The following is a 24,144-nucleotide window of genomic DNA, read 5'->3' as shown; positions in this document are numbered from 1 at the left end:
TTTCTTATTTTTGAGAAAGGTAGCACGATATGAGAATGTTAAACAGTGGACGTCTTCGAACTGCTGGCACATCCGGCCCGGCTGCGAATCGTGCACGCGCTCGGCGGCGACCGGATCCTCACCACCTCGCAGTTGTGCGCCCGGCTGCCCGACGTGTCGAAGGCGACGGTGTATCGGCACGTCGAGTTGCTGGCCGGCGCCGGAATACTGGAGGTCGCCGAGGAGCGCCGGGTCCGGGGTGCGGTGGAACGCCGTTACCGGCTGCGGCGGGACCGCGCGGCCGTCGATGCCGATACCGCCGCAGCGCTCTCCCGCGACGACCATCGGCAGGTCTTCGCCACCGCGCTGGGGGTGCTGCTGGCCGAGTTCAATGCCTATCTGGACCACGAAACCGCCGACCCGGCAACGGATCTCGTCGGCTACCGGCAGCACGCGATCTGGCTCGACCGGGCCGAGTTGGAGCAGTTGATCACCGGGATGCGCGCGGCGATCGTGCCGCATCTGTCGCACCCGCCGGACGCCGGGCGCGGTCGATACCTGCTCAGCCCCATCCTGTTCCCGGTCGAGCCGCCGGACACCGAGCCGCCGCGGTCGCGGCCGGACACCGGTGGGGCATGATCGAACCATGTCCGAGACCGAATACCGACTGGTGTTGTTGCGGCACGGGGAGACGGCGTGGTCGGCGGCGCACAAACACACCGGCCGCACCGACGTGCCGCTCACCTCGCTCGGGGAGCGGCAGGCGCGCGCGGCCCGGGGGCTGCTGGCGGGGCTGCGCCTGCACCGCCCGCTGGCGCTGACCAGTCCGCGGCAGCGGGCGGTGCGGACCGCCGCGCTGGCCGGGCTGGCCGACGCCCGGATCGACGACGACCTGGTGGAGTGGGACTACGGCGACTACGAGGGGCTGACCACGCCGGAGATCCAGCGCACCGCCCCGCGGTGGACCGTCTTCACCGGTGACGTGCCCGGCGGCGAATCGGCCGCCGCGGTGTCGGCGCGCGCGGACCGGGTGCTGGATGCGGTGGCGCCGGCGTTGCGGGAGCGCGATGTGGTGCTGGTGGGGCACGGCCATTTCTCCCGGGTGCTGATCGCCCGCTGGAACGAGTTCGACGTGCGGGAGGGGCGGCGGTTCTTCATGTCCACCGCGGGGGTCTCGGTGCTCGGGCACGATCATCAGGCCCGTAGCACGCTGGCGCACAACCTCGTTCCGACCCTGGAGGACGACCGATGATCCGCCCGGCCACCGCCGCCGACGTACCCGCGCTGGTGGGTCTCGTCCACGACCTCGCCGACTACGAGAAGGCGCGCGAACAGTGCACGCTGACCGAGCAGCAACTGCACACCGCACTGTTCGGGCCCACCGCCGCGCTGTACGCCCATGTGGCCGTGGATGATTCGAGCGATGCGGTGCTCGGGTGCGCCATCTGGTTCCTGAACTTCTCCACCTGGGACGGGGTGCACGGCATCTACCTGGAGGACCTGTACGTGCGGCCCGAGGCGCGCGGCAGCGGGCTGGGCAAGGCGCTGCTGGTCGAGCTGGCCCGGGTGGCGGTGGCGCGCGGCTACAGCCGGGTCGCCTGGTCGGTGCTGGACTGGAACACGCCGTCGATCGACTTCTATCGGGCGATCGGCGCGCAACCTCAGCAGGAGTGGCTCGGTTACCGGCTGTCGGGGGCCGCGCTCACCCGGCTCGCCGACGCCTGAACTGCGGCTGAAGTCCGTTTCGCGGCAACGCAAGCCCGAGGAATGCCGGGCGAAACCCGCGGCCGAGGGGACGGTATCGTGCTGCCTGAGCCCACGTCCGGGGCCGCCGGCAACCGCCGGGGGGCGGTGTTCCGGTGGCTCAGGGGAGGATTCGATGTCAGCCGAGACGTTGTCCCGGCTCGATCCGAGCGCCGATCGGCCGCCGTTCGCGTGGTGGGGTGTGCTCGCCGTGGCCGGTGGCTTCGCGGTACTGCTCGGCGTGGCCGCGGCGAAGTACGAATTCTTCGGTGACGAACTGTATTTCCTGGCGGCCGGGCGGCGGCTCGCGCTCGCGTATCCCGACCAGGGACCGCTCGCGCCGGCGATCGCGCATCTGTGCGATCTGCTCGATCCCGGTTCGCCACTGGCGATCCGGATTCCCTCGCTGCTGATGATGGCGGCGGCCTCGATCCTGGCGGCCGCCTCCGCGCGTGAGTTCGGCGCCGGGCCGCGCGTCCAGATCCTCGCGGCCGCAGCCTATTCCAGCTCACCGCTGGCCTTCAACCACGGCCAGCTGGCGACGCTGACCTTCGACATCCCGTTGCAGGCGGCGATCGTCTGGCTGCTGATCCGCTGGGTGCGCACCCGGCAGGACCGGCTGTTGCTCGCCGCCGGCGTCGCCGCCGCACTGGCCTTCCAGGCCAAATGGATGGTTCCGGCAGTCTGGGCCTTCCTCGGCATCGGCGTGCTGCTGCTCGGGCCGCGCGCGATGCTGCACCGCCCGGCGCTGTGGCTCGCCTCGCTGATCCTGCTGGTGGCGATGATCCCCGGGGTGCTGTGGCAGAGCCGGCACGGCTGGGTGGAATCGCGGATGACCGCGGTGATCGCCGCGGAACAGTACGCCGCGCACACCGGCCCGGCGACGTGCGCGTTGCAGATCGCGTTGCAGTGCGGAGTGCTCGGCGGCGTGCTGAGCCTGGCCGGCCTGTGGGGTCTGGTGCGGTCGGAAGCGTTGCGCCCCTACCGTTTCGCGCTCGTGGCGGGCCTGCTGCTGCTGGCGACGGTGCTGATCGAGAACGGCCGCTCGTATTACATCGCGGGCTTCGTCCCGGCCCTGCTGGGGGCCGGGGCCTTCGTGCTCGGCCGGGTCGACGCCCGGCGCTGGGTGCGCGCGCTGTTCGCCGGACTGGCGGTGGTGTCGGCGGCCGCGCTGACGGTGGCCGTGATGGTGCTGCCGTTGCCGCAGCACCGGATCGCGCAGCCGGTCACCTCGCAGTGGGAGTACGGGCAGCGGGTCTCGCTGTACGGGCAGGGCGCCGGATTCACCCGCAGCACGGCCGCGGTACACGACGCGCTGGCGGCGCTGCCGGAAGCCGAGCGCCGCGACGCCGTGGTGGCGGCGGGCTCCTACGTGGAGGCGAGCGCGCTGGAGGAATACGGCCGGTCCTACGGACTACCGGCGGTGTACAGCCCCAACCGCGGGTACGGATACTTCGGGCCGCCACCGGATTCCGCGCGCACGATCGTGTACGTGGCCGTCGACGGCGTCGGCGATCGGGCCTTCCTGGACCGCTTCGCGAGCAGCACGCCGGTGGCGCGGCTGGACGAGCCGCTGGGCCTGCCCGGTCTGGAGCGACTGGTGACCGTCTACGTCTGCCGCGACCCGCTGCGGCCCTGGGCCGAGGTCTGGCCGAGCCTGATGACCCTGACCTTCCCGACCGGGCTCTGACCTGCGACAATTCCGGCACCGAGGTCGCTCGTGCGGAAGCGGGGGTGCGGCACGGCCACCAGGTCGCCCACGCGGCGGTGAGGATGCGAACGACTCGGTTGCCGGTCGTTCGCACTGCGCAGCGGTGCGGGCAGCCGCTCGCCGGCGGAAGGCGCCGTGGCCGACCGGCCGCAGGCCGAGCAGGGCCCGGGGCCGGGCGACTCGGGCGCCGGAGCCGACGGGCCCGGCCTCCCCCACACAACACGCGGGGCCGTTTCGCTGCCGAGAACGCCGCTGCACGCGCGTTCCGGGTCACCCGGCCATCCGAACTGGGCAAACGACCGGGAAGGCGGCGAGGCGGCGTTCGGGGGGCTTCGCGCACCCCGGCGTGGCGCACGGCGTGTCGCCGGTCAGGCGGTGGCGTCGTAGCCCCGGGCCATCCACTGGGTGGAGGCGGGGGCGAACAGCAGGCCGAGGGTGAGCAGGGCGCCGAGGCCGACCGGGATGCCGAGTTCGAAGCGATGCGAGCGGAGCATGTACCAGGCGGCGGGTAGCAACAGGATCTGCGCGATCACGACGATGGCACGTCCCCAGCGGCGACCGCGGAACAGGCCGATACCGGCGGCGAGCACCGCGCCGGCCAGGATGGCGAACCAGGCGGCGGTGCCGTAGACCTGCCCGGCCGAATGGCCACCGCCGGTGGCGCCCTGGACCACCAGCACGATGGCGATGATCACACCGATCAGGCCCTCCAGCGCGGCCAGTGCCCCGGCCGCCCGCACGGTTCCCGGCGTCTGCTCCGGGACCGGATCGCCCGCCTTCTGCTCGCCCACGCCGCCAGCCTACGGGGACGGGCCGTCCGGCCGGGCATCGGCGTGCGCGGATGTACGCGCGGCACTGGGAATCCGGGTCTCCCATTACGCTGTCCGGCGTGCGGACGTTGCTGATCGTCAATCCGAATGCCACCTCCACCACGCCGGCGACCCGCGACCTGCTGGCCCACGCGCTGGAGAGCCGCACCCAGCTCACGGTCGCGCACACCCAGCACCGCGGTCACGCCGCCGAACTGGCGCAGTGGGCGGCCACGCAGGAGATGGACCTGATCGTGGTGCACGGCGGCGACGGCACGGTCAACGAGACGATCAACGGTTTCCTGCCGGTGCCGGAGGTCGACGACGGACAGGCGTGGACGCCGCGGCTCGGCGTGATCCCCGGCGGCTCGGCGAACGTGTTCGCCCGCGGGCTGGGCATCCAGCCCGATCCGGTCGCCGCCACCAACCAGCTGATCGATCTGCTGTCGCTGGACTCGCGCGGCGAGCCGGAAACAGGTGGCGCGGCGGGGACCGGCGGCGCGGCGGGGACCGGCGGCGCGGCGGGGACCGCCCCGGGCGATCGCCGCATCGGCCTGATGCTCACCGACGATCGCTGGAGTCTGTTCAGCGCGGGCGTCGGACTCGACGCGGACGTGTGCGAGGCGATCGATCGCAGTCGTGCCAAAGGTCACACCGCGACACCTGCCCGTTATGTGCGAACCACGGTGCGGGAGTTCTTCCGGGCGAAACGCACGCCGCCGACTGTGACGTTGCACATTCCGGATCGCGAACCGGTCACGGACGTGCATTACGCATTCGTGACGAACACCAACCCGTGGACATATCTGGACGGAAGGGCCGTACGCACCAACCCCGGTACCACGTTCGAAACCGATCTCGGCGTGTTCGCCATGCGCAGCATGTCGGTGGTGTCCACCCTGCTGGTGACCCGGCAACTGCTCTCCACCAGTGCGGATCCGAAGTCTCGCAATCTGTTTCGCCTGGACGATGTGCCATCCGTCCGAATCGAGGCAAGTGAGCCGATCGGGCTGCAAATTGACGGTGACTTCATCGGGCAGCGCAACGTGGTGGATTTCACTTCGGTCCCGAAGCGGCTCTCCGTGATCGCGCCGCAGCCCGGATCCGGCCGACACAGATGAGAAACATCGTCGTTGCGCTGCAAAAACCACCAGCAGGGGGTACAAAGGACAGCGGTAGACCCCCGATGTAGGGGTCTTACAGCGTGAGCTTCCCCACGGTGCACCGCAAAGCTATTGACATCTACGGTGTTCGTGAAAGCATTCACAAGCAACCGTGCGGAAACATTCGAGTCGCACAAGTGAACGGATCACAAACCGGTGGCGCCTTGCGGCGCCCAGCAAAGGAGCAGAGGAACAATGGACTGGCGCCACAAGGCCATCTGTCGCGATGAGGACCCTGAACTGTTCTTCCCTGTGGGTAACAGCGGTCCCGCACTCGCGCAGATTGCCGATGCCAAGCTGGTCTGCGCTCGCTGCCCCGTCACCGCCGAATGCCTGTCCTGGGCCCTGAAGTCCGGGCAGGATGCCGGCGTGTGGGGCGGTATGAGCGAAGACGAGCGTCGGGCGCTGAAGCGTCGTAACGCGCGCACCCGAACCCGAAGTGCCGTGTAAGCACGGCACACCCGCGTTATCGCCACAGCTGGAACTGCACGATCCGGCGTAACGCTTTTCAGCCCGGCACCTCAGGTGCCGGGCTTCATTGTTTCCGGGGCCCAACTCGCAGTACAGGATCCGCGAAACCTCACCGAGCGGCGCGGCGGCCGAGCGGAACCCGAAGCACCGCATCGGTACCCACATCCGTACCCGGATGCAGCCCGATGGAACCGCCGAGTTCGGCGGTGACCAGAGTGCGGACGATCTGCAGGCCCAGGCGATCCGACTTCTCCAGGCTGAAACCCTCGGGCAGACCACGACCGTCATCGCTGATTATAACGTCCAGCCAGCGCGCCGACCGCTCCGAACGGATTGTGACCGTACCGTTTTCACCCGCGTCGAAGGCGTGCTCGATGGCGTTCTGCACCAATTCGGTCAAGACCATGACCAGCGGGGTGGCCCGCTCCGCGGAGAACACGCCGAGCGATCCGGCGCGGCGCACCTTGATCCGGGCGGTGTGCACGGTCGCCACATCGGCCATGATCGGCAGCAGCCGATCCACCACCTCGTCCAGATCGACCTCTTCGTCCACCGACATGGACAGCATCTCGTGCACCGAGGCGATCGAGGTGACCCGCCGCACCGACTCGGTCAGCGCGGTCAGCGCCTCCGGATTCTCGGTCCGGCGCGCCTGTAGTCGCAGCAGGGCGGCGACGGTCTGGAGATTGTTCTTCACCCGATGGTGGATCTCGCGGATGGTGGCGTCCTTGGACAGCAGCGCGCGGTCGCGGCGCTTCACCTCGGTGACGTCGCGCACCAGCACCGCCGCGCCGGCCAGTTCGCCGTGCGGGCGCAGTACCAGGGTACGCAGCAGCACCGTGGCGCCGCGGGCCTCGACCTCCATGCGGCGGCCCGATTTGCCCGCCAGCGCGGCCTGGATGTCGCTGACCACCTCCTGGGCGTCGAAGGGGTCGGTGATCAGCGAGCGGGTGGTGAGCGCCAGATCCTGACCGGCCAGATCGCTCTGCAGGCCCATGCGGTGATAGGCCGAGACCGCGTTCGGGCTGGCGTAGACGACGGTGCCGCCGGTGTCGAGCCGGATGAACCCGTCGCCGGCGCGCGGGCTGGAATGCGAGCCGGTGCGGTCCTCCAGCACCGGGAAGGTGCCGTCGGCGATCATCTGACACAGATCGTCCGCGCAGGCCATGTAGGCCTCTTCGAGATCACTGCGGATCTTCGAGCGCCGGACGTCGGTGTCACGGCCGAGCACCGCGATCACATCGTTGCCGGCCCGGACCGGAATCGCCTCGCGCACCGCGTGCACCGGTTTCGGGTGGTAGACACCGGTCGACTCGGATTCGGTGTCGACCCGGACGATCTCACCGCTGAGCAGCGCCTCGAACACCTGCGGGTGATCGGCCTGCATGGCGACCGAGCCGACCAGATCCTCCGAGTGCACGGTGGTGGCGGTGGTCGGGCGGCACTGCGCCACGCAGACCACATCCGCGCCGTCGGACACCGGCCCGGCGCCCACCCACAGTTGCAGATCGGCGAACGACAGATCCGACAGCAACTGCCAGTCACCGACCACTCGTTGCAGGTGGTCGACCGCGGCACCCGGAAGATCGGTGTGCTCGGCCAGCAGGTCACTGAGTGTCGACATCTACTTTCCTTCCGCCCGCCGGCGCGCCCGATCGTCCCGGTGTCAGGAGATCACAGCGATCAGATCGCCCTTTTTCAGCACATCACCGGGCTTCACGTTGATCGAGGCCACGGTGCCGGCCGATTCGGCGACCACCGGGATCTCCATCTTCATCGATTCCAGCAGCACGAGCGTGTCGCCCTCCGCGATGGGGGCGCCCTCGGTGGCGACGATCTGGAACACCGTCGACACCATCTCCGCGTGCACTTCCTCAGCCATGACACCCTTCCCGGTCGAACAGCCATTCTCCGCTGACGGTACAGAGGTAATCACACCCGAAACAACGATGTCGGATCGGCAGTAGGATACCGGCCCGTAACCGCGCGCGGCGCAGCCGGACCGGGCGAACGGGGTACACCGGATTCCCCGCCCCGGCCGAGGTCCGCGGTTGCGGTGCGGCCGAGAGTTTTCCGGCCGGGCGGGGCCGAATCCCGCACGGCCACGCGGCGATTCGGCGGCGCGGGCGGCAGGAGGTTGGCGCGCATCCCCCCTGGACATCGGGCCCGGGTGCGGGCCGCGCTACCACCTGCCCGCACCCGGCGGGCGAGCGGCCCCTCGGTCGGCCGCGACCCGATGGGTTGTAGCCTGTAACGCTATGGACACGCTCCTGCGGCGGGTTCACCCCTGGTTTGCGGGTTAGAAGGGAGAGAGACCTATGGGTAAGCGTGGTCGTAAGAAGCGCAGCCGGCGTAAGAACGGCGCCAACCACGGCAAGCGTCCCAACGCCTGAGCCGTGACAACGCGAACGGCACGCCATCCACCCGGATGACGTGCCGTTTCCGCGTCGGCCGAGGGCCGGTCAGGACTCGGTGTGGGTCTCGATGATGGTGACTCGGCGGTACTCCAGGGTCAGGCGTTGCCGCAGGGATTCGGGGGCGCGCTCGCCGCCGCACTTCCGGCTCAGCAACCGCTTCAGCTTCTCCTCGAGGCCGTACGCCTCGATACAGGGCGAGCAGTTGTCGATGTGGTGCTGCAACCGGGCCCGGGTCGAGTCGTCGCATTCGCCGTCGAGCATCATCCAGACGTCGGCCAGCACCGCCGAACAATCCAGTTGCAGGTCCAGATCCCTGGCCTCCTGGACGGCGGCCTGGTCGGACGGCTGCGTCTCGGCCGGCGCCGACGAGTCGACGCGCTCCGGCGCACCGGAGGTGTAGTCGTGCTCGCTCACTGGGTTACCTCCTGACGCGCGCCGTTGCCCGTGCGGTCCCGGTCGAACCCCCGCTCGTGCGCCACGCCGGCCAGCAGTCCCTTCAACTGCTTGCGCCCACGGTGCAGCCGGGACATGACCGTACCGATCGGAGTACCCATGATCTCGGCAATTTCCTTGTAGGGGAACCCCTCCACGTCGGCGTAGTAGACCGCCATCCGGAATTCCTCGGGCAGCGATTGCAGCGCGGCCTTGATGTCGTCGTCCGGCAGCGCCTCGAGCGCCTCCACCTCCGCCGAGCGCAGACCCTGCGAGGTGTGCTCGGCCGTGGCGGCCAGCTGCCAGTCGGTGATCTCGTCGGTGGGGTACTGCGCGGGCTGCCGCTGCTTCTTGCGGTAGGAGTTGATGTAGGTGTTGGTCAGGATGCGGTACAGCCAGGCCCGCAGGTTGGTGCCCTCCCGGAAGGACCGGAAACCCTGGAACGCCTTGGCGTAGGTCTCCTGCACCAGATCCTCGGCGTCGGCCGGATTGCGGGTCATCCGCAACGCGGCGCCGTACAGCTGATCCAGCAGCGGGAGCGCGTCGCGCTCGAACCGCTGCCCGAGATCCGCGTCGTCGACAGAGGGCGCGGCCACCTCGTCCTCGCCCGCGAACTCGGCCGGATCGTCGAGATCGTCCCGCTCACCGGCGTCGCCGTAGCGGCGGTCGGCCGCTAGTTCCTCGTCGCTCGTCACGCCCATCCCTTCGGTCGCCGTAGCTACCGAATCTACCGTGAGCGAGTGAAGCGGCGGGAACCCGGTGACCACTGCCCCGGGATCCGGCTGTGGGTGCGACATCGACCGTTCGGCACGGGCCGGACGATCCTGGAGCAGCACGGTCACCGGCGATCTCCTTCGGTCCTACGAGGTGGGAGGCGTACCGCGTGCAACAGGCGCGGTGCCCGGTGTGTTCCCGGCGCCCGAATGTCCGGGCAGTCCCGGTTATTCGTTGGCCGGGGAATTGCCCGGCCCTCTAGGGTGTCCCGCATGGCAGGTGCATCGACCCCGGCGATCCGCGCGCTGACCCAGGCGGGGGTGGCGCATCGGGTGCACTCGTATCCGCACGATCCGCGCAGTGACTCCTACGGGGCCGAGGCGGTCGCCGCACTCGCCACGCAGTTGCAGGTGACCGACCGGCAGATCTTCAAGACGCTGGTGATCGAGCTGACCGGCGGCCCGATCCGGACGGCCCGGCTCGCGGTCGCGGTGGTGCCGGTGCCCTGTTCGCTGTCGCTGAAAGCGGTCGCGACCGCGCTCGGCGCCGCCAAGGCGGCGATGGCCGACCGGGCGGCGGCCGAGCGCACCACCGGATATGTGCTGGGCGGTATCTCCCCGCTGGGGCAGAAGCGGGCATTGCCGACAGTCGTCGACAGGTCCGCGCTGGACTGGGATCGGGTGCTGTGCAGCGCCGGTCGGCGGGGGCTGGAGATCGAGCTCGCGCCCGCGGATCTGGTCCGGCTGGCCGCCGCGGTGACCGCGCCGATCGCCACCAACTGACGCCGAGACCGGCTCTACCAGGCCGGATGTGGCGGGAATAACAGCGCCATCATATGTGCTTGATACAACTAGTTGGTGTACACAATTAATTGTCGAAAGCTAACCAGTTGATCAATGCAAGGAGGTGACGGTCCCATGGACGGCAACGACTCGATCGACGTCATCGCCCAGCAGCTGATCCGGTTGGGCCGCATCCGCGATCACACCAGCTCGCAGATGGCCGCGGCCTCACACGGCGAGTTCGAGGTCGCCGCCTACGGCATCCTGTTCCGGCTGCTGCACGAGGGCCCGATGCGCTCCGGCGCACTGGCCGACGCGCTGCACTCGGACGCCTCCACGATCAGCCGCCAGGTCGCCGGCCTGGTGAAGAAGGGCCTGATCGAACGCCGCGCCGACCCCGACGACGGCCGGGTCAGCGTGCTCGCCGTCACCGCCGCCGGCCGGGAGAAGGCCGGCCGCATCCGCGAGCTCCGCAACGCCGCGATCGGCCGGATCCTGGACAGCTGGAACGGGGACGATCGCGACCAGCTGGCCCACCTGCTGCGCCGATTCGTCGACGACTTCGAGGCGGCCCGCACCGACCTGCTCGCCGCCAAATTCGACCTGCCTCAATCGGCTCGACAGCAGCCCGCCCCGCAGCACACCGCATCTGCGCACCCCAGCCCCAAGAACACCGCACCGGAGAAGATTTCGTGACAACCGCAACCGCACCGAACGAAACCGGCGTCAACAGCGCCGGATTCACCCACAGACAGGTGCTCGTGATCATGAGCGGCCTGATCCTGGGCATGCTCCTGGCCGCCCTGGACCAGACCATCGTGTCGACCTCGATCCGCACCATCGCCGACGACCTGCACGGCTACTCGGCCCAGGCGTGGGTCACCACCGCCTACCTCATCACCTCGACGCTCACCACCCCGCTGTACGGCAAGTTGTCGGACATGTTCGGGCGCAAGCCGTTCTTCCTCGCGGCGATCACCATCTTCGTGGCCGGATCGCTGCTGTGCACCATCTCCACCTCGATGTACGAGCTGGCCGCGTTCCGCGCGTTCCAGGGCCTCGGCGCCGGTGGCCTGTTCTCGCTGGCGCTGACCATCATGGGCGACATCGTGAGCGCCCGGGAGCGCGCCCGCTACCAGGGCTACTTCCTGGCCGTGTTCGGCACCTCCAGCGTCGTCGGGCCGGTGCTCGGCGGTCTGCTCTCCGGTCAGGCCGACATCCTCGGCATCGCCGGCTGGCGCTGGGTGTTCCTGGTCAACGTGCCGCTGGGCCTGATCGCGTTCGCCGTGGTCACCCGGGTGCTGCATCTGCCCGAGCGCTCCAATCCGGGCGTGCGGATCGACTGGTGGGGCACGCTGATGCTGGTCGTCGGCATCGTGCCGCTGCTGGTCGTCGCCGAGCAGGGCCGCCAATGGGGCTGGACCAGCGCCGGTTCGCTGGCCTGCTACGTGATCGGGGTGATCGGCGTGGCCGCGTTCATCGCGGTGGAGGCGCGGCTCGGTGACGCCGCGCTGATCCCGCTGCGGATGTTCAAGAACAAGACCTTCGCGCTCGGCGTGGTGATCTCCTTCGTCGTCGGCGCGGGCATGTTCGGCGGCATCAGCCTGCTGCCGCAGTACCTGCAGGTGGTGCGCGGGGCCAGTCCGACCCTGGCGGGCCTGCAGATGCTGCCGATGGTGCTGGGCATGATGTCGGCGTCGATCGTCGCCGGTCAGATCATCTCCCGCACCGGGCGGTACCTGATCTTCCCGCGCATCGGCGCGGTGCTGATCACCGTCGGCCTGTTCCTGATGCACTACATCGACGCCGACAGCCACCTGTGGCTGGTGATGATCTTCATGGCCATCACCGGCTTCGGACTCGGCAACATGATGCAGCCGCTGGTCATGGCGTTGCAGAATGCGTTGCCGCCCAAGGACATGGGTGTGTCGACCGCCTCGGCCACCTTCTTCCGGCAGATCGGCGGCACGCTGGGTGTGGCGGTGTTCCTGTCCATCCTGTTCTCGCAGCTGTCGCCGAACATCGGCAGCGAACTGCGTGCCTCGGCGACCCGGCCCGCCTATCAGCAGGCCATCGCCGCGGGCCTGCACTCGGCCAACCCGGCCGACGCCGCGTTGTCGAAGGGCCTGGCCTCGCACGACACCTCCGCCGCCGCGAGCGTGCTCGACGACAGCTCGGTGATCCAGCACCTGAACCCGACGCTGGCCCGGCCGTTCAAGGTCGGCTTCGCCGAATCGCTGTCGCCGGTGTTCCTGTCGGTGTCCGGGATGGGGCTGCTCGCCCTGGTGCTGGTGATGTTCTGGAAGGAGGTCCCGCTGCGGACCTCGGGCGCCATCCAGGCCAGTGCCGAGGCGAAGCCGGAGGCGGCGGTCGCCGCCGACGTCTGAGTCCTCTTCCGTCGATGCCCCGTCGTTCCAGCCGGAACGACGGGGCATCGCCGTGCCGGGGCCGCACGCCGGGACACGCGGACACACAGCCAATCACCAGGTTCGCGCCCCGGGTGTGCGTTACTTGGCTGGCCCGAATCGTCTCGATTGTGAGGATGTGATGCAGAAATGTCCGGCCGACAACGTTTCCGCACCATGGTCGTCGCCGTTGCCGGTGGTGTGATCCTCGCCCTGGGATCCGGTACCGCGCTCGCCGACAACCAGTTCCCGCTCGGCGATGTCCAGGCGCAACCGGGTCAGCCGCAACAGCAGCAGCCGCCGCAGGACAAGCGGCTCGAGAAGGCCCCCGAGAAGGCCGAGAAGCTCGGCAACAACGCGCTCAGCAAGACGATGGATCTGGGCGCGAGCCTGTTCAAGTGCGCCCTGAACATCGTCACTCCCTCGATGAAGTGCGAACTGTAGGACCACGCGCCGACCGGCCGGCGGGCGCGCGCCCCCGGCCGCCGCGGCTAGCGGAAGCTCAACTGCCCGGAACCACCGCCGGCGGGCGATTCCAGCAGTTCCGGGCCGTTGTTGCGGACGCTGTTCACCAGCGGTGACACCGGCCGCGCGACGATATCGGAAATCGCTTGCACGGCAGGGGTTTCCAGCAGTTCGCGTGGGGCCGGGTGATCCGGGTCCAGCCAGGCGGACCAGTGTTCGCGGGGCATCGGCAGCGGCATCCGGTCGTGGATGCGGGTGAGATCGCCGACCGCGTCGGTGGTGAGGATGGTGCAGGACAGGATCGGCGGCAGCTCGCTGTGGTCACGATCGCGCCAGACCGACCACAGGCCCGCCATGTACAGGGTGGAGCCGTCCGCGTGGGCCATGTACCAAGGCTGCTTGACGGCCTTGCCCTTCGCGGTCGCCTCGCCCTCGACCACCCATTCGTACCAGCCGTCCATCGGGACCAGGCAGCGCCGCTTCTTCACCGCGTCACGGAAGGAGGCGGTGGTCGCGGCGGTGTCGGCACGGGCATTGAACAGCGGCTTGCCCTTGGCCGGGACGCCGGGTTCGGCAGCCTTGGCCCACAACGGGATCAGACCCCAGCGCATCCGGCGGACGCGCAGCCGCGGCTCGTCCTCGCCGCTCGCCTCCGTCTCGTGACCGTGCCGCTCGACCACGGTCAGCACCTGGTTGGTGGGCGCCACGTTGTAGTTGGGACCGGCGTATTTCGGGTCGGGCCGATCGCCGGTCTCGTCCAGAGCGTCGAGTTCGGCGGCCAGCCGGGCCGGGTTGGTGGTGGTCGCGTATCTGCCGCACATATCTCCCATGCTGCCACCGAGGGCCGGCGCGGCCGGTTGATCGGGTCCGCGCGGTGCCGGAAAGCGGTCCGTCAGAATGGCCGGAAATGCATCTGCGGGCAGTTGACATCACTTCTATGGTGTGGGAGTTTCGAGCCAACATCGTCGTACAAGGGGTTGCCGCATGTCCACCACCGAATCCGCACAGGACACCTCCGTTCTGACCTCGGTCGACCCGGCCACCGGCGACACCGTCGCCACCCATCCCGTCGCCGACGAGCAGGCGGTCCGCGCGGCGGTGGCCAAGGCCCGCGCCGCGGCCGTGATCTGGAGCGGGCTGAGCTTCGACCAGCGCAAGAAGCATCTGCTGCGCTGGGCCACCCGCATCACGGCCAAGGCCGACGAATTCTGCGATCTGATCCACGCCGAGAACGGCAAACCCCGCGACGACGCCTTCCTGGAGCTGATGCTGGCGCTGGAGCACATCTCGTGGTCCGCCAAGAACGCCGAGAAGGTCCTGAAGCCCAAGCGGGTCTCCCCCGGCGCGCTGATGGCCAATTTCGCGGCGCATCTGGAATATCGGCCGCTGGGCGTGATCGGGATCATCGGCCCGTGGAACTACCCCGTCTACACCCCCAACGGCTCCATCGCGTACGCGCTGGCCGCGGGCAACACAGTGGTGTTCAAGCCGAGTGAATACTCCACCACCATCGGCAACTATCTGGCCGCGCTGTTCGCCGAGGCCAATCCGGAACTGCCGGACGGGGTGTTCGTCACCGTCAACGGGTACGGCGCCACCGGCGCGGCGCTGGTGCACGCCGGGGTCGACAAGATCGCGTTCACCGGCTCCACCGCCACCGGCAAGAAGATCATGGCCGCGGCGGCCGCCGACCTCACCCCGGTGCTGCTGGAGTGCGGCGGCAAGGACGCGGTCGTGGTCGCCGCGGACGCGGACATCACCGCGGCCGCCGACGCCGTCGCCTACGGCGCCACCATGAACAGCGGCCAGACCTGCGCGGGGGTGGAACGCGTCTACGTCGACAAGTCGATCAGCGAGCCGTTCGTGGCCGAGGTGAAGCGCATCCTGTCCACGATCCGCCCCGGGTCGGACGCGGACGCCTCCTACGGCCCGATGACGATGCCGAGCCAGATCGATATCGTCCGCCGCCACATCGAGGACGCCCTGAAGAACGGCGGCCGTGCCGTGCTCGGCGGCCCCGAATCGGTCCGGGCGCCGTACATCGACCCGGTCGTCCTGGTCGACGTCGACGAGAATTCGGCCGCGGTCGCCGAGGAGACCTTCGGGCCGACGGTCACCATCCGCACGGTGAACGGCATCGACGAGGCGGTCGAATTGGCCAACTCGTCGAATTACGGCCTGGGCTCGGCGGTCTACTCCCGCAGGCACGGCCTGGAGATCGCCCGCCGGCTGCGTGTCGGCGCCACCTCGGTCAACTCGGTGCTCGGCTTCGCGGCCATTTCCGCGCTCCCCTTCGGCGGCGTCGGCGACTCCGGGATCGGGCGCATCCACGGCGCCCCCGGCCTGCTGGAATTCAGCCGCGCGCACTCGATCGCGGTGCAGCGCTTCACGATTCCCGGCATGGCGCTGCTGAGCTACACGCGGACCGAGCGGACCATGAAGCTGCTGCGGCGGGTGGTCCCGCTGCTGCACGGCCGGCACAAGTAGCGCACGAGTTGGGGACCGTATGGGTTGGACGTCCGGTTGATGAGTAAAGATGGGAGGGTGAGTTTCTGGCCCGCACCCCATTCCAGCAGTCCCGTGCATGCGACCGTCACGCTGCCGGGGTCGAAGTCGATCACCAACCGGGCGCTGATCCTGGCCGCGCTCGCCGATCGCCCGTCCGCCATTCGCGGCGCCCTGCGCAGCCGCGACACCAATCTCATGATCGAGGCGCTGCGTGCCATGGGCGCCGCGATCGAGGGGGACGGTGACCAGCTGACCGTGACACCGCGGCCGCTGGGCAGCGCCACCGTCGACTGCGGGCTCGCGGGCACCGTGATGCGCTTCGTGCCGCCGGTGGCCGCGCTCGCGCAGGGCGATGTGGCCTTCTACGGCGACGAACAGGCCAAGCTGCGGCCGCTCGGCACCATTCTGGAGGCGCTGCGCGGGCTCGGGGTCGACGTCGACGGCGATGCGCTGCCGTTCGTGGTGCACGGGACCGGCGCGGTGCGCGGCGGGCCGGTGCGGATCGACGCGTCGGGCTCCTCGCAGTTCGTGTCCGGGCTGCTGCTGTCGGCGGCCCGCTTCGAGCAGGGGCTGACCGTCCACCACGAGGGCGCGCCGCTGCCGTCGATGCCGCACATCGAGATGACCGTGCAGATGCTGCGGCAGGCCGATGTGGTGGTGGAGGCGCCGACCGACCCGCGCGAGCCGCAGGTGTGGACGGTGCAGCCCGGCCCGATCCACGGCGTGGACTGGGAGGTGGAGCCGGATCTGTCGAACGCGACGCCGTTCCTGGCCGCCGCCGCGGTCACCGGCGGCGTGGTCACCGTCCCGTACTGGCCGCAGCTGACCACCCAGCCCGGCGACGTGATCCGGGAGATCCTGGTGCGGATGGGCGCGGAGACCCGGCGCGGCGACGGCAAGCTGGTGGTGCGCGGTCCGGAGCGGCTGGCGGGCATCGATATCGACCTGCACGACGTGGGCGAGTTGACGCCGACGGTGGCGGCCCTGGCGGCCCTGGCGGATTCGCCGTCGCGGCTGCGCGGCATCGCCCATCTGCGCGGGCACGAGACCGACCGGCTGGCGGCGCTGGCCACCGAGATCAACCGGCTCGGCGGCAAGGTCGACGAGACCGACGACGGGCTCTACATCGTGCCCACGACACTGTCCGGCGGCGACTGGCATTCCTACGCCGATCACCGGATGGCCACTGCCGGAGCGATTCTCGGGCTGGTCGTGCCCGGGGTCCGGATCGAGGACATCGGCACCACCGGGAAGACGCTGCCGAATTTCGTGCAGCTGTGGGAGGGCATGCTGACGGGATCCACCTCCTGAGGCGGCGCGAGTACGACGAGTCCGATGCCCGGGTCCGCCCGGGCAGGGGCTCGCGGCCGCGCACCAAGACCCGGCCGGAACACCGGGATGCGGTGCCGGGCATGGTCGTTGCCGTCGACCGGGGACGCTGGAGCTGTGTGCTGACCGACGAGGTCGACGCCGAGGTGTCGGAGGCCGACGGTGCCGTCACATCGGATGTCGGTGCGACCGCCGGATCCGACGGCGGGGTGAATCCCGGCGCCCCGGCGACGCCGGACGGCTACCGGCGGGTGGTGGCGATGCGGGCGCGCGAATTGGGACGCACGCCGATCGTGGTGGGCGACAACGTGGATCTGGTGGGCGACCTGTCCGGCCGGCCGGACAGCCTGGCTCGGATCGTGCGGGTGGCCGAGCGGCGAACGGTGTTGCGCCGCACCGCCGACGACACCGATCCGTTCGAGCGGGTGGTGGTCGGCAACGCGGAGCAGCTGTTCATCGTGGTGGCGCTGGCCGATCCGCCGCCGCGCACCGGATTCGTGGAGCGGGCCATGGTGGCCGCGTATGCCGGTGGGCTACAACCGATTCTGTGCCTGACCAAGCACGATCTGGCGGGTGAGTCCGAATTCGCCTCGGAATTCACCGATCTCGATCTGACCATCGTGCACGGCGGCCGCGACGATCCGCTGGAACCGATCCGGGAGTTGTTGCACGACAAGCTCACCGCACTGCTGGGACATTCCGGGGTCGGCAAGTCGACACTGGTGAACCGGCTGGTGCCGGATGCGGATCGGGCGGTGGGCGAGGTGTCCGGCGTCGGCAAGGGACGGCACACCTCGACCCAGTCGGTGGCGCTGTCGCTGCCCGGCGGCGGCTGGGTGATCGACACCCCCGGGGTGCGGTCCTTCGGGCTGGCCCACATCACCGTCGATGATCTGATCCACGCCTTCGCCGACCTGTCGGACGCCATCGAGGACTGTCCGCGCGGCTGCACGCATCTGGGCCCGCCCGCCGATCCGGAATGCGCGCTGGACGAACTACCCGGGAAACAACGGCGTGTCGCGGCCGTGCGGCTGCTGCTGGTGGCGCTGAAGTCCAACGATTCGTGGTCGACCGGCGGTTGAACTCAGGCCGATGTGGTCACCAGCGTGGACGAGAGGTTGTTCGCATTGGCCACCCGCTGAGCGTACGACTCGGGCGCGCAGATCTCGTAGTCAGCGGCCCACGAGATCGCGGATCCGCCGGCCGAACTGGACGACGCCTGCAATGCCGTCCGTGCCTTCGCGGCCTGTGAGGCCGAGAAGTACTGCGGCTGTTTGCCCTGCAACTCGCTCATCGCGTAATCGACCTGTGTCTTCCAATCCGTGACCGACGTGCCGTTGGCCTTCGCGAACGCCTTCAGGCCGTCGAGCCGACCGCCCTCCCACTGGCACAGGCCGAGTGCGCCCTCCTTGGAATTCCAAGCGCCGGTGTCGAAGCCGGATTCGGTCTGCATGTTGCCGACGATGCCCGCGGCCTGCGCGGGGGTCAGGTGGTACTGCTTGATCAGATAGTCGTAGATCTCCTGGGCCTTGACCTTCTGGCCGCCGGAGATCTCCTGCGGGCTCGCCGAGGCGGTTCCCGCCGGGAGCGAGGGAGCGGACGGCGAGGCGCCGGAGTCCGCGCCGCTCATGACCTTCGACTTCTCCTGGAACTGGTTATAGGTGGTGTCGAGGTCATCGGACACGTCCGTCACGGCCGCGATCAGGGCATTCGTCAGCTTCGCCTCCACCGCGGCGGGCAGATATTTCGCGCCCGTCTTCTTGTCCACGATCGGCACATTGTTCTCGGGGTCGCTCAAGGTCGCCTGTAGCTCGCCGATACGCCCCTTGATCGTCACCCACGTACTGTTCGCGAGCTCACCAGCCTCGTAGGTGGAGGTCCGGATGCCGTCGTCGTCCTTCGTCATCTGGGCCGCCAGCGCATCCAGTTGCGCCTTCTTGCCGGCGTAGTCGTCGGCCATCTTGGCCGTGCCCGCCGACTCCGTCACCAGCCCCTTGTTCTCGAGCTGCACGAGCAGCTTCGGGGGCGGATTCGGATCGTTGTTGCCCAGCAGGTCGACCGAATCCTGGAGCCAGGACTGCACGGTGGCGGTGAGGGACTTCAGAGCGGCCGAGGCATACGAGGGTGGTACGAGCTTCACGTCGTGGAAGTGCGGATCGCTCGCAGCCATCCCGACAACACCCCGCCTTCAGCAATCGTCCGTTCAGACCCGAGTATCGGGCATTCCCAGGCCTGGGGAAGCACCCGCGCATTGGTGCCACATTCGATGTACCGTTATCTGACGGCACGATAAACGGATCGGGAACGTCAGGGTTCCGACCGGTACAGCACACAGGAAGAAGCAGCCATGGCCCTCTCGACCAGAGCCAAGAAAATCGCGGTGGCTACGGCGATCGCCGGTTCGCTGGTGGTGGTTCCCGCCGGCTTCAAGGGCATGTCGTTCGCGACCGGTGGATTCGGCGGCGGGCACAGCAGCTCCGGCGGCAACAACGGCTACAGCGTGGGCGACAGCCACGGCAACAGCCATGCCGTGGGCGACACCAACGGCAACAGCCACGTCGTCGGCGACGCGCACGGCGACAGCCACACCGTCACCGACGATCACGGCGGCAGCCACGGTGTCGCGGGCAACGGCAACGGCGGCGTGGTCGGTCACGGCGTCGGCACCGGCTACGACAACGGCCAGCCGGGCGCCCCGCGGCCGGTCCTCCCGCCGCCGCCCCCGGTCAACCCGGTCGACTCCGCGCTGAGCAACATGTACAACTTCTGGTTCGGCAAGCACGACGGCAAGCCGCAGGACGACCAGAACAACGGCACGATGGGCGTCGGGAACTGCCAGCCGCCGGCCGACACCACCCACTGCTGACGGCCGCGCCGGGACCTAACCGGTTCCGGCGCGCCGCGATCCCCGGCGCGGGCGGCGTTGCGCCTCGAGCCGCATGCGCTCGGCCAGATCCGGGGGGACGTAACCGATGATCTCGGTGCGGGAGTTGATCATCAGCTTCTGCCGGATGGTGGCCACCTGGGCGTCGACCGTGCGCACCGAACTGCGGCGGCGCGCGGCGATGGCGCTGTTGGACCATCCGGCCGCCGCCAGCACCGCGACGTCGCGCTCCGCGCGCGACAGCACGGTCCAGCGGGTCGGCTCCTCCGGCTCGAACGCCTCGTCGGCGGGCTGCGCCTGCAACCCGTACTGCCGCAACTGCTCGAATTCCGGCCGCAGCCGGGCACCCTGATTCTCCGCCGCGGCATAGGCCGGTGCGCCCAGCACCATCGCGGAAACCTGTGCGGCCAGCTCGATTTCGACCGACAGCAGCGGGAGCTGATCGATCGCCACCCCCATCACGCGATGGCAGGTGCGCAGCGCGCCCACCAGTTGCGCCACCCGGGTCGCGACCCGCACCGCCTCCGGCCCGCCGTCACCACCGTCGCCGAGATATCCGGCCAGCTGGGCCGTCGTGGCCGCGATGCGCGCCCCGACCGCCAGGCTCGCGGTCCACATGTCGCCGTCGATCAGATGGTGTTCGAGCACCTCGCCGGTGAGATCGATGGCCTCACGGGCACAGCCGTTCTTGGCCAGCGCCACCGCGCGGGCCAGCATCGCCCACGCCCGGGTCAGATCCGAGCCGGACGACCGCGACCGCTCCAGATAGCTCGCGGTCACCTCCAGCGCCTGCGCGCCCGCGGCGGTGAACGCCGAGGCGATCGCGACCAGCATGGCGCTGACCTCGGCGCCGGTCCGGTCCCCGGAGGCGGTGAACTTGTCGCGGGCCCGCGCGAGCACCAGGATGGCCCGGGTGTCGCGGCGGGTCAGCATCAGTTCGGTGCCCCACATCCATTCCACCGGGGCGGGCAGGCCGACATCCTGCTCCGGGATGTCGCGCCAGTCCGGCGGCAGCGGGCCGCAGGCGGCGGCGGCCTCGTCGAGCAATCGGCCGGCCTCCCGGGACCGGCCCTCCCACAACGCGATCCAGCCCAGCACCGCCATCGCGCCGAGCCGCAGGTCCAGCGACGCCAGGTCGGCGGGCGCGGTCGCGGTGAGGGCGTGCTCGGTCAGCCGGGTCAGCGCCGGGCCGTCGACGGTCACGAACGGCACCCACATCCACAGCAGCGCGGTGGCGATCTCCAGCCCGACCACCGCCTCGATCGGATCGGCGAGCGCGCTCTCGACCGCGGCGAAGATGTCGTCCCAGCCCGACTGTGACCGGTCCAGCCAGGTCTGATCCTGCGGCCGGTCCCAGATGAACTGACCGGCGACGATGCGATCGCGCCAGAAACGCCGGTGCCGGGCCGCGGTCCGGGTGGCGTCGGCCGGGTCGCGCCGGGACAGCCTGTCCCGGGCGAACACTCGCACGCTCTCCACCAGATACCACTGCGCGACATCGGAATTCAGATGGGTTGACAGCAGCGAGCATTCGGCCAGCCGCTCCAGCAGCGCCTGCACCTCCGCCGCGGGCAGGGTCTCGTCCGCGCACACCGCGATCGCGGCCTCGGCGGTGATGCCGTTGCGCAGCGTCTGCTCGTCGTCGGTGACGTAGCCGGCCGCGAACGTCGACAATCGTTCCAGCAGTAGCTGTTCCCACGGACTGCACAGATCGAAGGACCACGCCACCACGTCGTACACGCCGCGATGGCGGGCCTCGACCCCCAGCCGCGGACCGTGCGACCAGCGCAACCGCTGATCGTCGTCGTCACCGCTGAGTTCGCGCAGCACCATCGCCGGCGGCTGATACCGCAGCCGGGCCGCCGCGAGCCGGATGAACAGCGGATTGTGGTCGACGCGCCGGCAGATCTCCTCGATGACCTCGAGCTGGTCGGCATCGGCGGCGGGCCGTCCGGTGAGCTGCATGCGCTGCTGGAACAGCTGTACCGAATGCGTGACCGACAGCGGCGGCACCGCGACCAGATATTCGTCCACCCAGCCGATCGCCTCCCGGCTGGTGGCCAGCACGGTCAGGCCGGGCACTGCCTCCAGCAGTGCGGTGATCGTGGCGCCGACCTCGCTCAGGATGTGTTCGCAGTTGTCCAGCACCAGGATTCGATGATCCTCGGGATCGCCGCCGGTGACCGACGGCACCCCGGACTCCAGGCGGTGCCCGGCGGCAGGATCGATCGAGGCCGCGGAGCGCACCGCGTCCTCGATACCGGTTCCGGCGACGAGTTCGGCCAGCGCCGCCCAGAAGACGGGGACGTGGTCGCGCCGGTGCACCCGGCCCGCGGCCTCCGCGGCCAGCCGGGTCTTGCCGATGCCGCCGGGGCCGGTGAGGGTGATCAGCCGGGCGCCTCCGGACAGCAACGCATCGACCCGGTCCAATTCCGGTTTCCTGCCGATGAATCCACCGGCGGCTGCCGAGGGAATGCCATCACCACCTACTGCCACAACTAACCGAAGTTAGTCGACTCGCGAGCGGGACGCCCGCGAATAGTTGTTTCACACCACCGGTTCCCAGTATGCGCACACCGGATACACCGTGATCACCCAGGTGCTTGCAGTGGTTCCCGGCGCCGCCACGGCAACGGCCGGGAACCTCCGGTCGGTGGCCGTTCCGCCACCGTCGTCAGCAGGCGGTGCAGCGCGCGCACCGCCGGATGCGCCCGCTCCGGGCCGTCGAGTTCCACCGCCGCGAAGGAGTTCGCCAGGGCGGCATCGGGATCGAACACCCCGGCGGTGAAACACTCGTCGCCGAGCGCGCTTCGCCACCGGCGGTAGTCGGTGACCAGGCGCGACAGCGAATCCCGCGATGCTCCGGTGCCGTGCAGGAATTCGAGCAGCAGGGTGCGCTGCGCCTCGCGCCGCGCGCGGCCCCCGCCCGCCAGCTCGAGTGCGCGGCCGAATTGCCGGACGACCGTGACGTACATCGGGGCCGCGGCCTGCGCGCCGATGTCCCGGAGCAGCAGCCGGGGGTCGGCGACCGCGGCCGGATCGAGTACCAGCCACCGGGTGGCGTGGTCGTCCTGCGGGTCGCGTTGTTCCACCCGGGCGTACGGACCGGATCGGCCGGCCACCGCGATGCCGTGCAGGACACCGGGGTACCGGGGCGCCAGCAGGTCGACCGCGTCCACCAGGTGCTGTGCGGTGTCCGGTTCGATCGCCGAGGTCTCGAAGCCCTCGACCAGCAGCTGATGCCGGTTCGACATCTCCCGGATCAGCCACAGCGCTTCCGGATTCGGCTCGTCCCGCTTCGGCGCGGCGGGGCCGGACGGCCGCTTGCGCTTCGATTCGGATTCCGGGGCAGCGGATCTCCCGGCGTGCGGCGGGCGGTCCTTGCGCTTCGGCGGCGTCACGCGTGGCGGTTGTTCGGTGCGCGACGGCGCGGGCTCGGCCTTCGACCACGGGGTGTTGGCGGTGTTCCGGGCACCGGGGCCGGACTGCCCGGCGGGGGCGTCGCGGGTGCCGGCCGGGGCCGAGATCCGCGCGGGACCGGCCGCCGCGCCGTCGCGGGACGAATTCGCCTGTGCGGCAGCGGCCGGCGTGGCCGATCCACTCGCGGCCGGTGCCGCGGTCGTGGAGCCGCGGCCGGATGCGCCACCGGCCTGCGGCTGCCGGGTGCCCGGCTGCTCGCCAGCCGATTGCCGGGGTGTTTGCTGCGGTTGTTGCGAGGGTGAACCGGGCTGCGACTGCGCGCCCTGGTGTCCGGCGGCGCCGTCGGCCGCCGACGATGTCCACGGTGTCGCACTGGTGGTCGTGGCGGCCGGAGCGGTGGAATTCCCGGTGGGTGCGAGGGTGGACCCGCCCGCGGCGGCCGCGGCGCCGGTTCCGACGGCCGGCGTGGCGAGGGCGGCGGGGGCGGGGGCGGCGCCGACGGTCGGCACCACGCCGGGCCCGGCTGCGGTACCGTTCGGCGACCCCGCGGCGGCAACCGCATGCGCCGCCGCGGCATCCTGATCGCTGAGCGCCCGCACCGCCTGCGCCGCCGTGTTGCCCAGCGAGTCCAGACCGGACATCAATGTCCTGATGCTGTCCAGCCCGCGATCGGCAGCCGGTACATAGGTTTTCGCGAACTGATCCCCCGTCTCGTCGTCACCCCAGGGCCTCCCCGCCGCCTCCAGCCGGTAGTGCAGCGCCGAGACCGCCTGCGCGCCGTCCTGGGCCAGTTGCAGCAGCCGGGCGAGGGCCGCCTGCACCTCGCCCTCATCGATCCGCAAGGAGTCCGTCACCGCCGCGTCTCCGACCGTCTTCCCCCCGTTTCCCGTCGAATCGAGTATCGACTATTCC

At 69.9% G+C, this 24,144-nt stretch carries 24 protein-coding genes; 15 read left to right on the top strand and 9 right to left on the bottom strand.

Features of this window, described 5'->3' with window-relative positions; translation table 11 throughout:
- Positions 1-45 precede the first annotated feature (45 nt).
- The 4 genes from LBW94_RS07720 to LBW94_RS07705 all read left to right on the top strand — a co-directional run bounded on the left by LBW94_RS07720 (position 46) and on the right by LBW94_RS07705 (position 3,412).
- On the top strand, positions 46-618 hold the full coding sequence (locus LBW94_RS07720) for a helix-turn-helix domain-containing protein (protein WP_225055181.1): 573 nt from the start codon (positions 46-48) through the stop codon (positions 616-618).
- Between the two features lie 7 nt (positions 619-625).
- On the top strand, positions 626-1,231 hold the full coding sequence (locus LBW94_RS07715) for an acid phosphatase (RefSeq protein ID WP_225055179.1): 606 nt from the start codon (positions 626-628) through the stop codon (positions 1,229-1,231).
- Positions 1,228-1,704, top strand: coding sequence for a GNAT family N-acetyltransferase (locus LBW94_RS07710; protein WP_225055177.1), 477 nt, complete (start codon positions 1,228-1,230; stop codon positions 1,702-1,704). Before LBW94_RS07715 ends, LBW94_RS07710 begins: the two co-directional genes overlap by 4 nt.
- A 154-nt stretch (positions 1,705-1,858) precedes the next feature.
- Entirely contained in the window at positions 1,859-3,412 is a 1,554-nt protein-coding gene (locus LBW94_RS07705) for an ArnT family glycosyltransferase (RefSeq protein ID WP_225055175.1), read from the top strand.
- 389 nt (positions 3,413-3,801) lie between these two features.
- Here the strand turns inward: LBW94_RS07705 and LBW94_RS07700 are convergent, their stop codons facing one another.
- Positions 3,802-4,224 (bottom strand): hypothetical protein, encoded by a 423-nt coding sequence (locus LBW94_RS07700; RefSeq protein ID WP_225055174.1) that lies wholly within the window; start codon positions 4,222-4,224, stop codon positions 3,802-3,804.
- A gap of 98 nt (positions 4,225-4,322) precedes the next feature.
- Between LBW94_RS07700 and LBW94_RS07695 the strand changes: the two genes are divergently transcribed.
- Positions 4,323-5,363 carry a diacylglycerol/lipid kinase family protein gene (locus tag LBW94_RS07695; RefSeq protein WP_225055172.1) on the top strand — a complete coding sequence of 347 codons (1,041 nt, stop codon included), beginning with the start codon at positions 4,323-4,325 and terminating at the stop codon, positions 5,361-5,363.
- Positions 5,364-5,600: 237 nt separating this feature from the next.
- Entirely contained in the window at positions 5,601-5,855 is a 255-nt protein-coding gene (locus tag LBW94_RS07690) for a WhiB family transcriptional regulator (protein ID WP_019930908.1), read from the top strand.
- Between the two features lie 130 nt (positions 5,856-5,985).
- On the opposite strand, the gene LBW94_RS07685 is transcribed toward LBW94_RS07690, so the two are convergent.
- Together LBW94_RS07685 and LBW94_RS07680 are read right to left on the bottom strand one after the other, a co-directional pair.
- The gene (locus tag LBW94_RS07685) at positions 5,986-7,500 is read right to left on the bottom strand and encodes a sensor histidine kinase (protein WP_225055170.1); all 1,515 of its coding nucleotides are present in this window, start codon (positions 7,498-7,500) and stop codon (positions 5,986-5,988) included.
- 42 nt (positions 7,501-7,542) lie between these two features.
- Complete coding sequence (locus tag LBW94_RS07680; RefSeq protein WP_225055168.1) at positions 7,543-7,758, bottom strand: biotin/lipoyl-binding carrier protein; 216 nt, start codon at positions 7,756-7,758, stop codon at positions 7,543-7,545.
- Positions 7,759-8,194: 436 nt separating this feature from the next.
- On the opposite strand from LBW94_RS07680, the gene LBW94_RS44380 reads away from it, so the two are divergent.
- Positions 8,195-8,269 (top strand): 50S ribosomal protein bL37, encoded by a 75-nt coding sequence (locus tag LBW94_RS44380; protein ID WP_115061593.1) that lies wholly within the window; start codon positions 8,195-8,197, stop codon positions 8,267-8,269.
- 69 nt (positions 8,270-8,338) lie between these two features.
- Here the strand turns inward: LBW94_RS44380 and rsrA are convergent, their stop codons facing one another.
- Both rsrA and LBW94_RS07670 read right to left on the bottom strand, forming a co-directional pair.
- A complete protein-coding gene (gene rsrA, locus LBW94_RS07675; protein WP_225055603.1) occupies positions 8,339-8,596 on the bottom strand; it encodes a mycothiol system anti-sigma-R factor in 258 nt (85 codons plus the stop codon).
- 107 nt (positions 8,597-8,703) lie between these two features.
- On the bottom strand, positions 8,704-9,426 hold the full coding sequence (locus LBW94_RS07670) for a sigma-70 family RNA polymerase sigma factor (protein WP_225055166.1): 723 nt from the start codon (positions 9,424-9,426) through the stop codon (positions 8,704-8,706).
- Positions 9,427-9,711: 285 nt separating this feature from the next.
- Between LBW94_RS07670 and LBW94_RS07665 the strand changes: the two genes are divergently transcribed.
- From LBW94_RS07665 to LBW94_RS07650, 4 genes are all read left to right on the top strand, one after another.
- A complete protein-coding gene (locus LBW94_RS07665; RefSeq protein WP_225055164.1) occupies positions 9,712-10,221 on the top strand; it encodes an aminoacyl-tRNA deacylase in 510 nt (169 codons plus the stop codon).
- Positions 10,222-10,356: 135 nt separating this feature from the next.
- Positions 10,357-10,917 (top strand): MarR family winged helix-turn-helix transcriptional regulator, encoded by a 561-nt coding sequence (locus LBW94_RS07660; RefSeq protein WP_225055162.1) that lies wholly within the window; start codon positions 10,357-10,359, stop codon positions 10,915-10,917.
- Positions 10,914-12,608, top strand: a complete 1,695-nt coding sequence (locus LBW94_RS07655; protein WP_416276855.1) for an MDR family MFS transporter — start codon at positions 10,914-10,916, stop codon at positions 12,606-12,608. The genes LBW94_RS07660 and LBW94_RS07655 overlap by 4 nt, the downstream gene beginning before the upstream one ends.
- A gap of 168 nt (positions 12,609-12,776) precedes the next feature.
- Positions 12,777-13,070 carry a hypothetical protein gene (locus LBW94_RS07650; protein ID WP_225055161.1) on the top strand — a complete coding sequence of 98 codons (294 nt, stop codon included), beginning with the start codon at positions 12,777-12,779 and terminating at the stop codon, positions 13,068-13,070.
- A 47-nt stretch (positions 13,071-13,117) separates the two neighbouring features.
- Here the strand turns inward: LBW94_RS07650 and LBW94_RS07645 are convergent, their stop codons facing one another.
- Positions 13,118-13,912, bottom strand: a complete 795-nt coding sequence (locus tag LBW94_RS07645) for an SOS response-associated peptidase (protein WP_225055159.1) — start codon at positions 13,910-13,912, stop codon at positions 13,118-13,120.
- 163 nt (positions 13,913-14,075) lie between these two features.
- On the opposite strand from LBW94_RS07645, the gene LBW94_RS07640 reads away from it, so the two are divergent.
- From LBW94_RS07640 to rsgA, 3 genes are read left to right on the top strand one after another with little or no spacing between them, the layout of a single operon-like run.
- Positions 14,076-15,578 carry an aldehyde dehydrogenase family protein gene (locus tag LBW94_RS07640; RefSeq protein ID WP_225055158.1) on the top strand — a complete coding sequence of 501 codons (1,503 nt, stop codon included), beginning with the start codon at positions 14,076-14,078 and terminating at the stop codon, positions 15,576-15,578.
- A 39-nt stretch (positions 15,579-15,617) separates the two neighbouring features.
- Positions 15,618-16,910, top strand: a complete 1,293-nt coding sequence (aroA, locus tag LBW94_RS07635) for a 3-phosphoshikimate 1-carboxyvinyltransferase (RefSeq protein WP_225055156.1) — start codon at positions 15,618-15,620, stop codon at positions 16,908-16,910.
- A complete protein-coding gene (gene rsgA, locus LBW94_RS07630) occupies positions 16,907-18,010 on the top strand; it encodes a ribosome small subunit-dependent GTPase A (RefSeq protein ID WP_416276867.1) in 1,104 nt (367 codons plus the stop codon). The genes aroA and rsgA overlap by 4 nt, the downstream gene beginning before the upstream one ends.
- 2 nt (positions 18,011-18,012) lie before the next feature.
- Here rsgA and LBW94_RS07625 read toward each other — a convergent pair whose 3' ends face one another.
- Positions 18,013-19,098, bottom strand: a complete 1,086-nt coding sequence (locus LBW94_RS07625; RefSeq protein WP_225055152.1) for a phage tail tip lysozyme — start codon at positions 19,096-19,098, stop codon at positions 18,013-18,015.
- Positions 19,099-19,275: 177 nt separating this feature from the next.
- Here LBW94_RS07625 and LBW94_RS07620 point away from each other — a divergent pair, with 177 nt between their 5' ends.
- Complete coding sequence (locus LBW94_RS07620) at positions 19,276-19,794, top strand: hypothetical protein (RefSeq protein ID WP_225055150.1); 519 nt, start codon at positions 19,276-19,278, stop codon at positions 19,792-19,794.
- A 15-nt stretch (positions 19,795-19,809) separates the two neighbouring features.
- On the opposite strand, the gene LBW94_RS07615 is transcribed toward LBW94_RS07620, so the two are convergent.
- Together LBW94_RS07615 and LBW94_RS07610 are read right to left on the bottom strand one after the other, a co-directional pair.
- On the bottom strand, positions 19,810-22,242 hold the full coding sequence (locus LBW94_RS07615; RefSeq protein WP_225055148.1) for an ATP-binding protein: 2,433 nt from the start codon (positions 22,240-22,242) through the stop codon (positions 19,810-19,812).
- A 161-nt stretch (positions 22,243-22,403) separates the two neighbouring features.
- The gene (locus LBW94_RS07610) at positions 22,404-24,086 is read right to left on the bottom strand and encodes a hypothetical protein (protein WP_225055146.1); all 1,683 of its coding nucleotides are present in this window, start codon (positions 24,084-24,086) and stop codon (positions 22,404-22,406) included.
- Between the last annotated feature and the right edge of the window lie 58 nt (positions 24,087-24,144).

The sequence above is a fragment of the Nocardia sp. alder85J genome, from assembly GCF_020176955.2.
Classification (GTDB): Bacteria; Actinomycetota; Actinomycetes; order Mycobacteriales; family Mycobacteriaceae; genus Nocardia.
The sequence above is the reverse complement of the archived record's forward strand: the minus strand, read 5'-3'. Positions and strand labels throughout refer to the sequence as shown.

What these genes read in the sequence shown, in the direction of transcription:
- LBW94_RS07715 (WP_225055179.1), top strand. Translation starts at nt 626, where the DNA reads ATGTCCGAGACCGAATACCGACTGGTGTTGTTGCGGCACGGGGAGACG.
- LBW94_RS07710 (WP_225055177.1), top strand. Translation starts at nt 1,228, where the DNA reads ATGATCCGCCCGGCCACCGCCGCCGACGTACCCGCGCTGGTGGGTCTC.
- LBW94_RS07705 (WP_225055175.1), top strand. Translation starts at nt 1,859, where the DNA reads ATGTCAGCCGAGACGTTGTCCCGGCTCGATCCGAGCGCCGATCGGCCG.
- LBW94_RS07690 (WP_019930908.1), top strand. Translation starts at nt 5,601, where the DNA reads ATGGACTGGCGCCACAAGGCCATCTGTCGCGATGAGGACCCTGAACTG.
- LBW94_RS07685 (WP_225055170.1), bottom strand. Translation starts at nt 7,500, where the DNA reads ATGTCGACACTCAGTGACCTGCTGGCCGAGCACACCGATCTTCCGGGT.
- LBW94_RS07680 (WP_225055168.1), bottom strand. Translation starts at nt 7,758, where the DNA reads ATGGCTGAGGAAGTGCACGCGGAGATGGTGTCGACGGTGTTCCAGATC.
- LBW94_RS07670 (WP_225055166.1), bottom strand. Translation starts at nt 9,426, where the DNA reads ATGGGCGTGACGAGCGACGAGGAACTAGCGGCCGACCGCCGCTACGGC.
- LBW94_RS07665 (WP_225055164.1), top strand. Translation starts at nt 9,712, where the DNA reads ATGGCAGGTGCATCGACCCCGGCGATCCGCGCGCTGACCCAGGCGGGG.
- LBW94_RS07660 (WP_225055162.1), top strand. Translation starts at nt 10,357, where the DNA reads ATGGACGGCAACGACTCGATCGACGTCATCGCCCAGCAGCTGATCCGG.
- LBW94_RS07650 (WP_225055161.1), top strand. Translation starts at nt 12,777, where the DNA reads ATGTCCGGCCGACAACGTTTCCGCACCATGGTCGTCGCCGTTGCCGGT.
- LBW94_RS07645 (WP_225055159.1), bottom strand. Translation starts at nt 13,912, where the DNA reads ATGTGCGGCAGATACGCGACCACCACCAACCCGGCCCGGCTGGCCGCC.
- LBW94_RS07640 (WP_225055158.1), top strand. Translation starts at nt 14,076, where the DNA reads ATGTCCACCACCGAATCCGCACAGGACACCTCCGTTCTGACCTCGGTC.
- aroA (WP_225055156.1), top strand. Translation starts at nt 15,618, where the DNA reads ATGAGTAAAGATGGGAGGGTGAGTTTCTGGCCCGCACCCCATTCCAGC.
- LBW94_RS07625 (WP_225055152.1), bottom strand. Translation starts at nt 19,098, where the DNA reads ATGGCTGCGAGCGATCCGCACTTCCACGACGTGAAGCTCGTACCACCC.
- LBW94_RS07620 (WP_225055150.1), top strand. Translation starts at nt 19,276, where the DNA reads ATGGCCCTCTCGACCAGAGCCAAGAAAATCGCGGTGGCTACGGCGATC.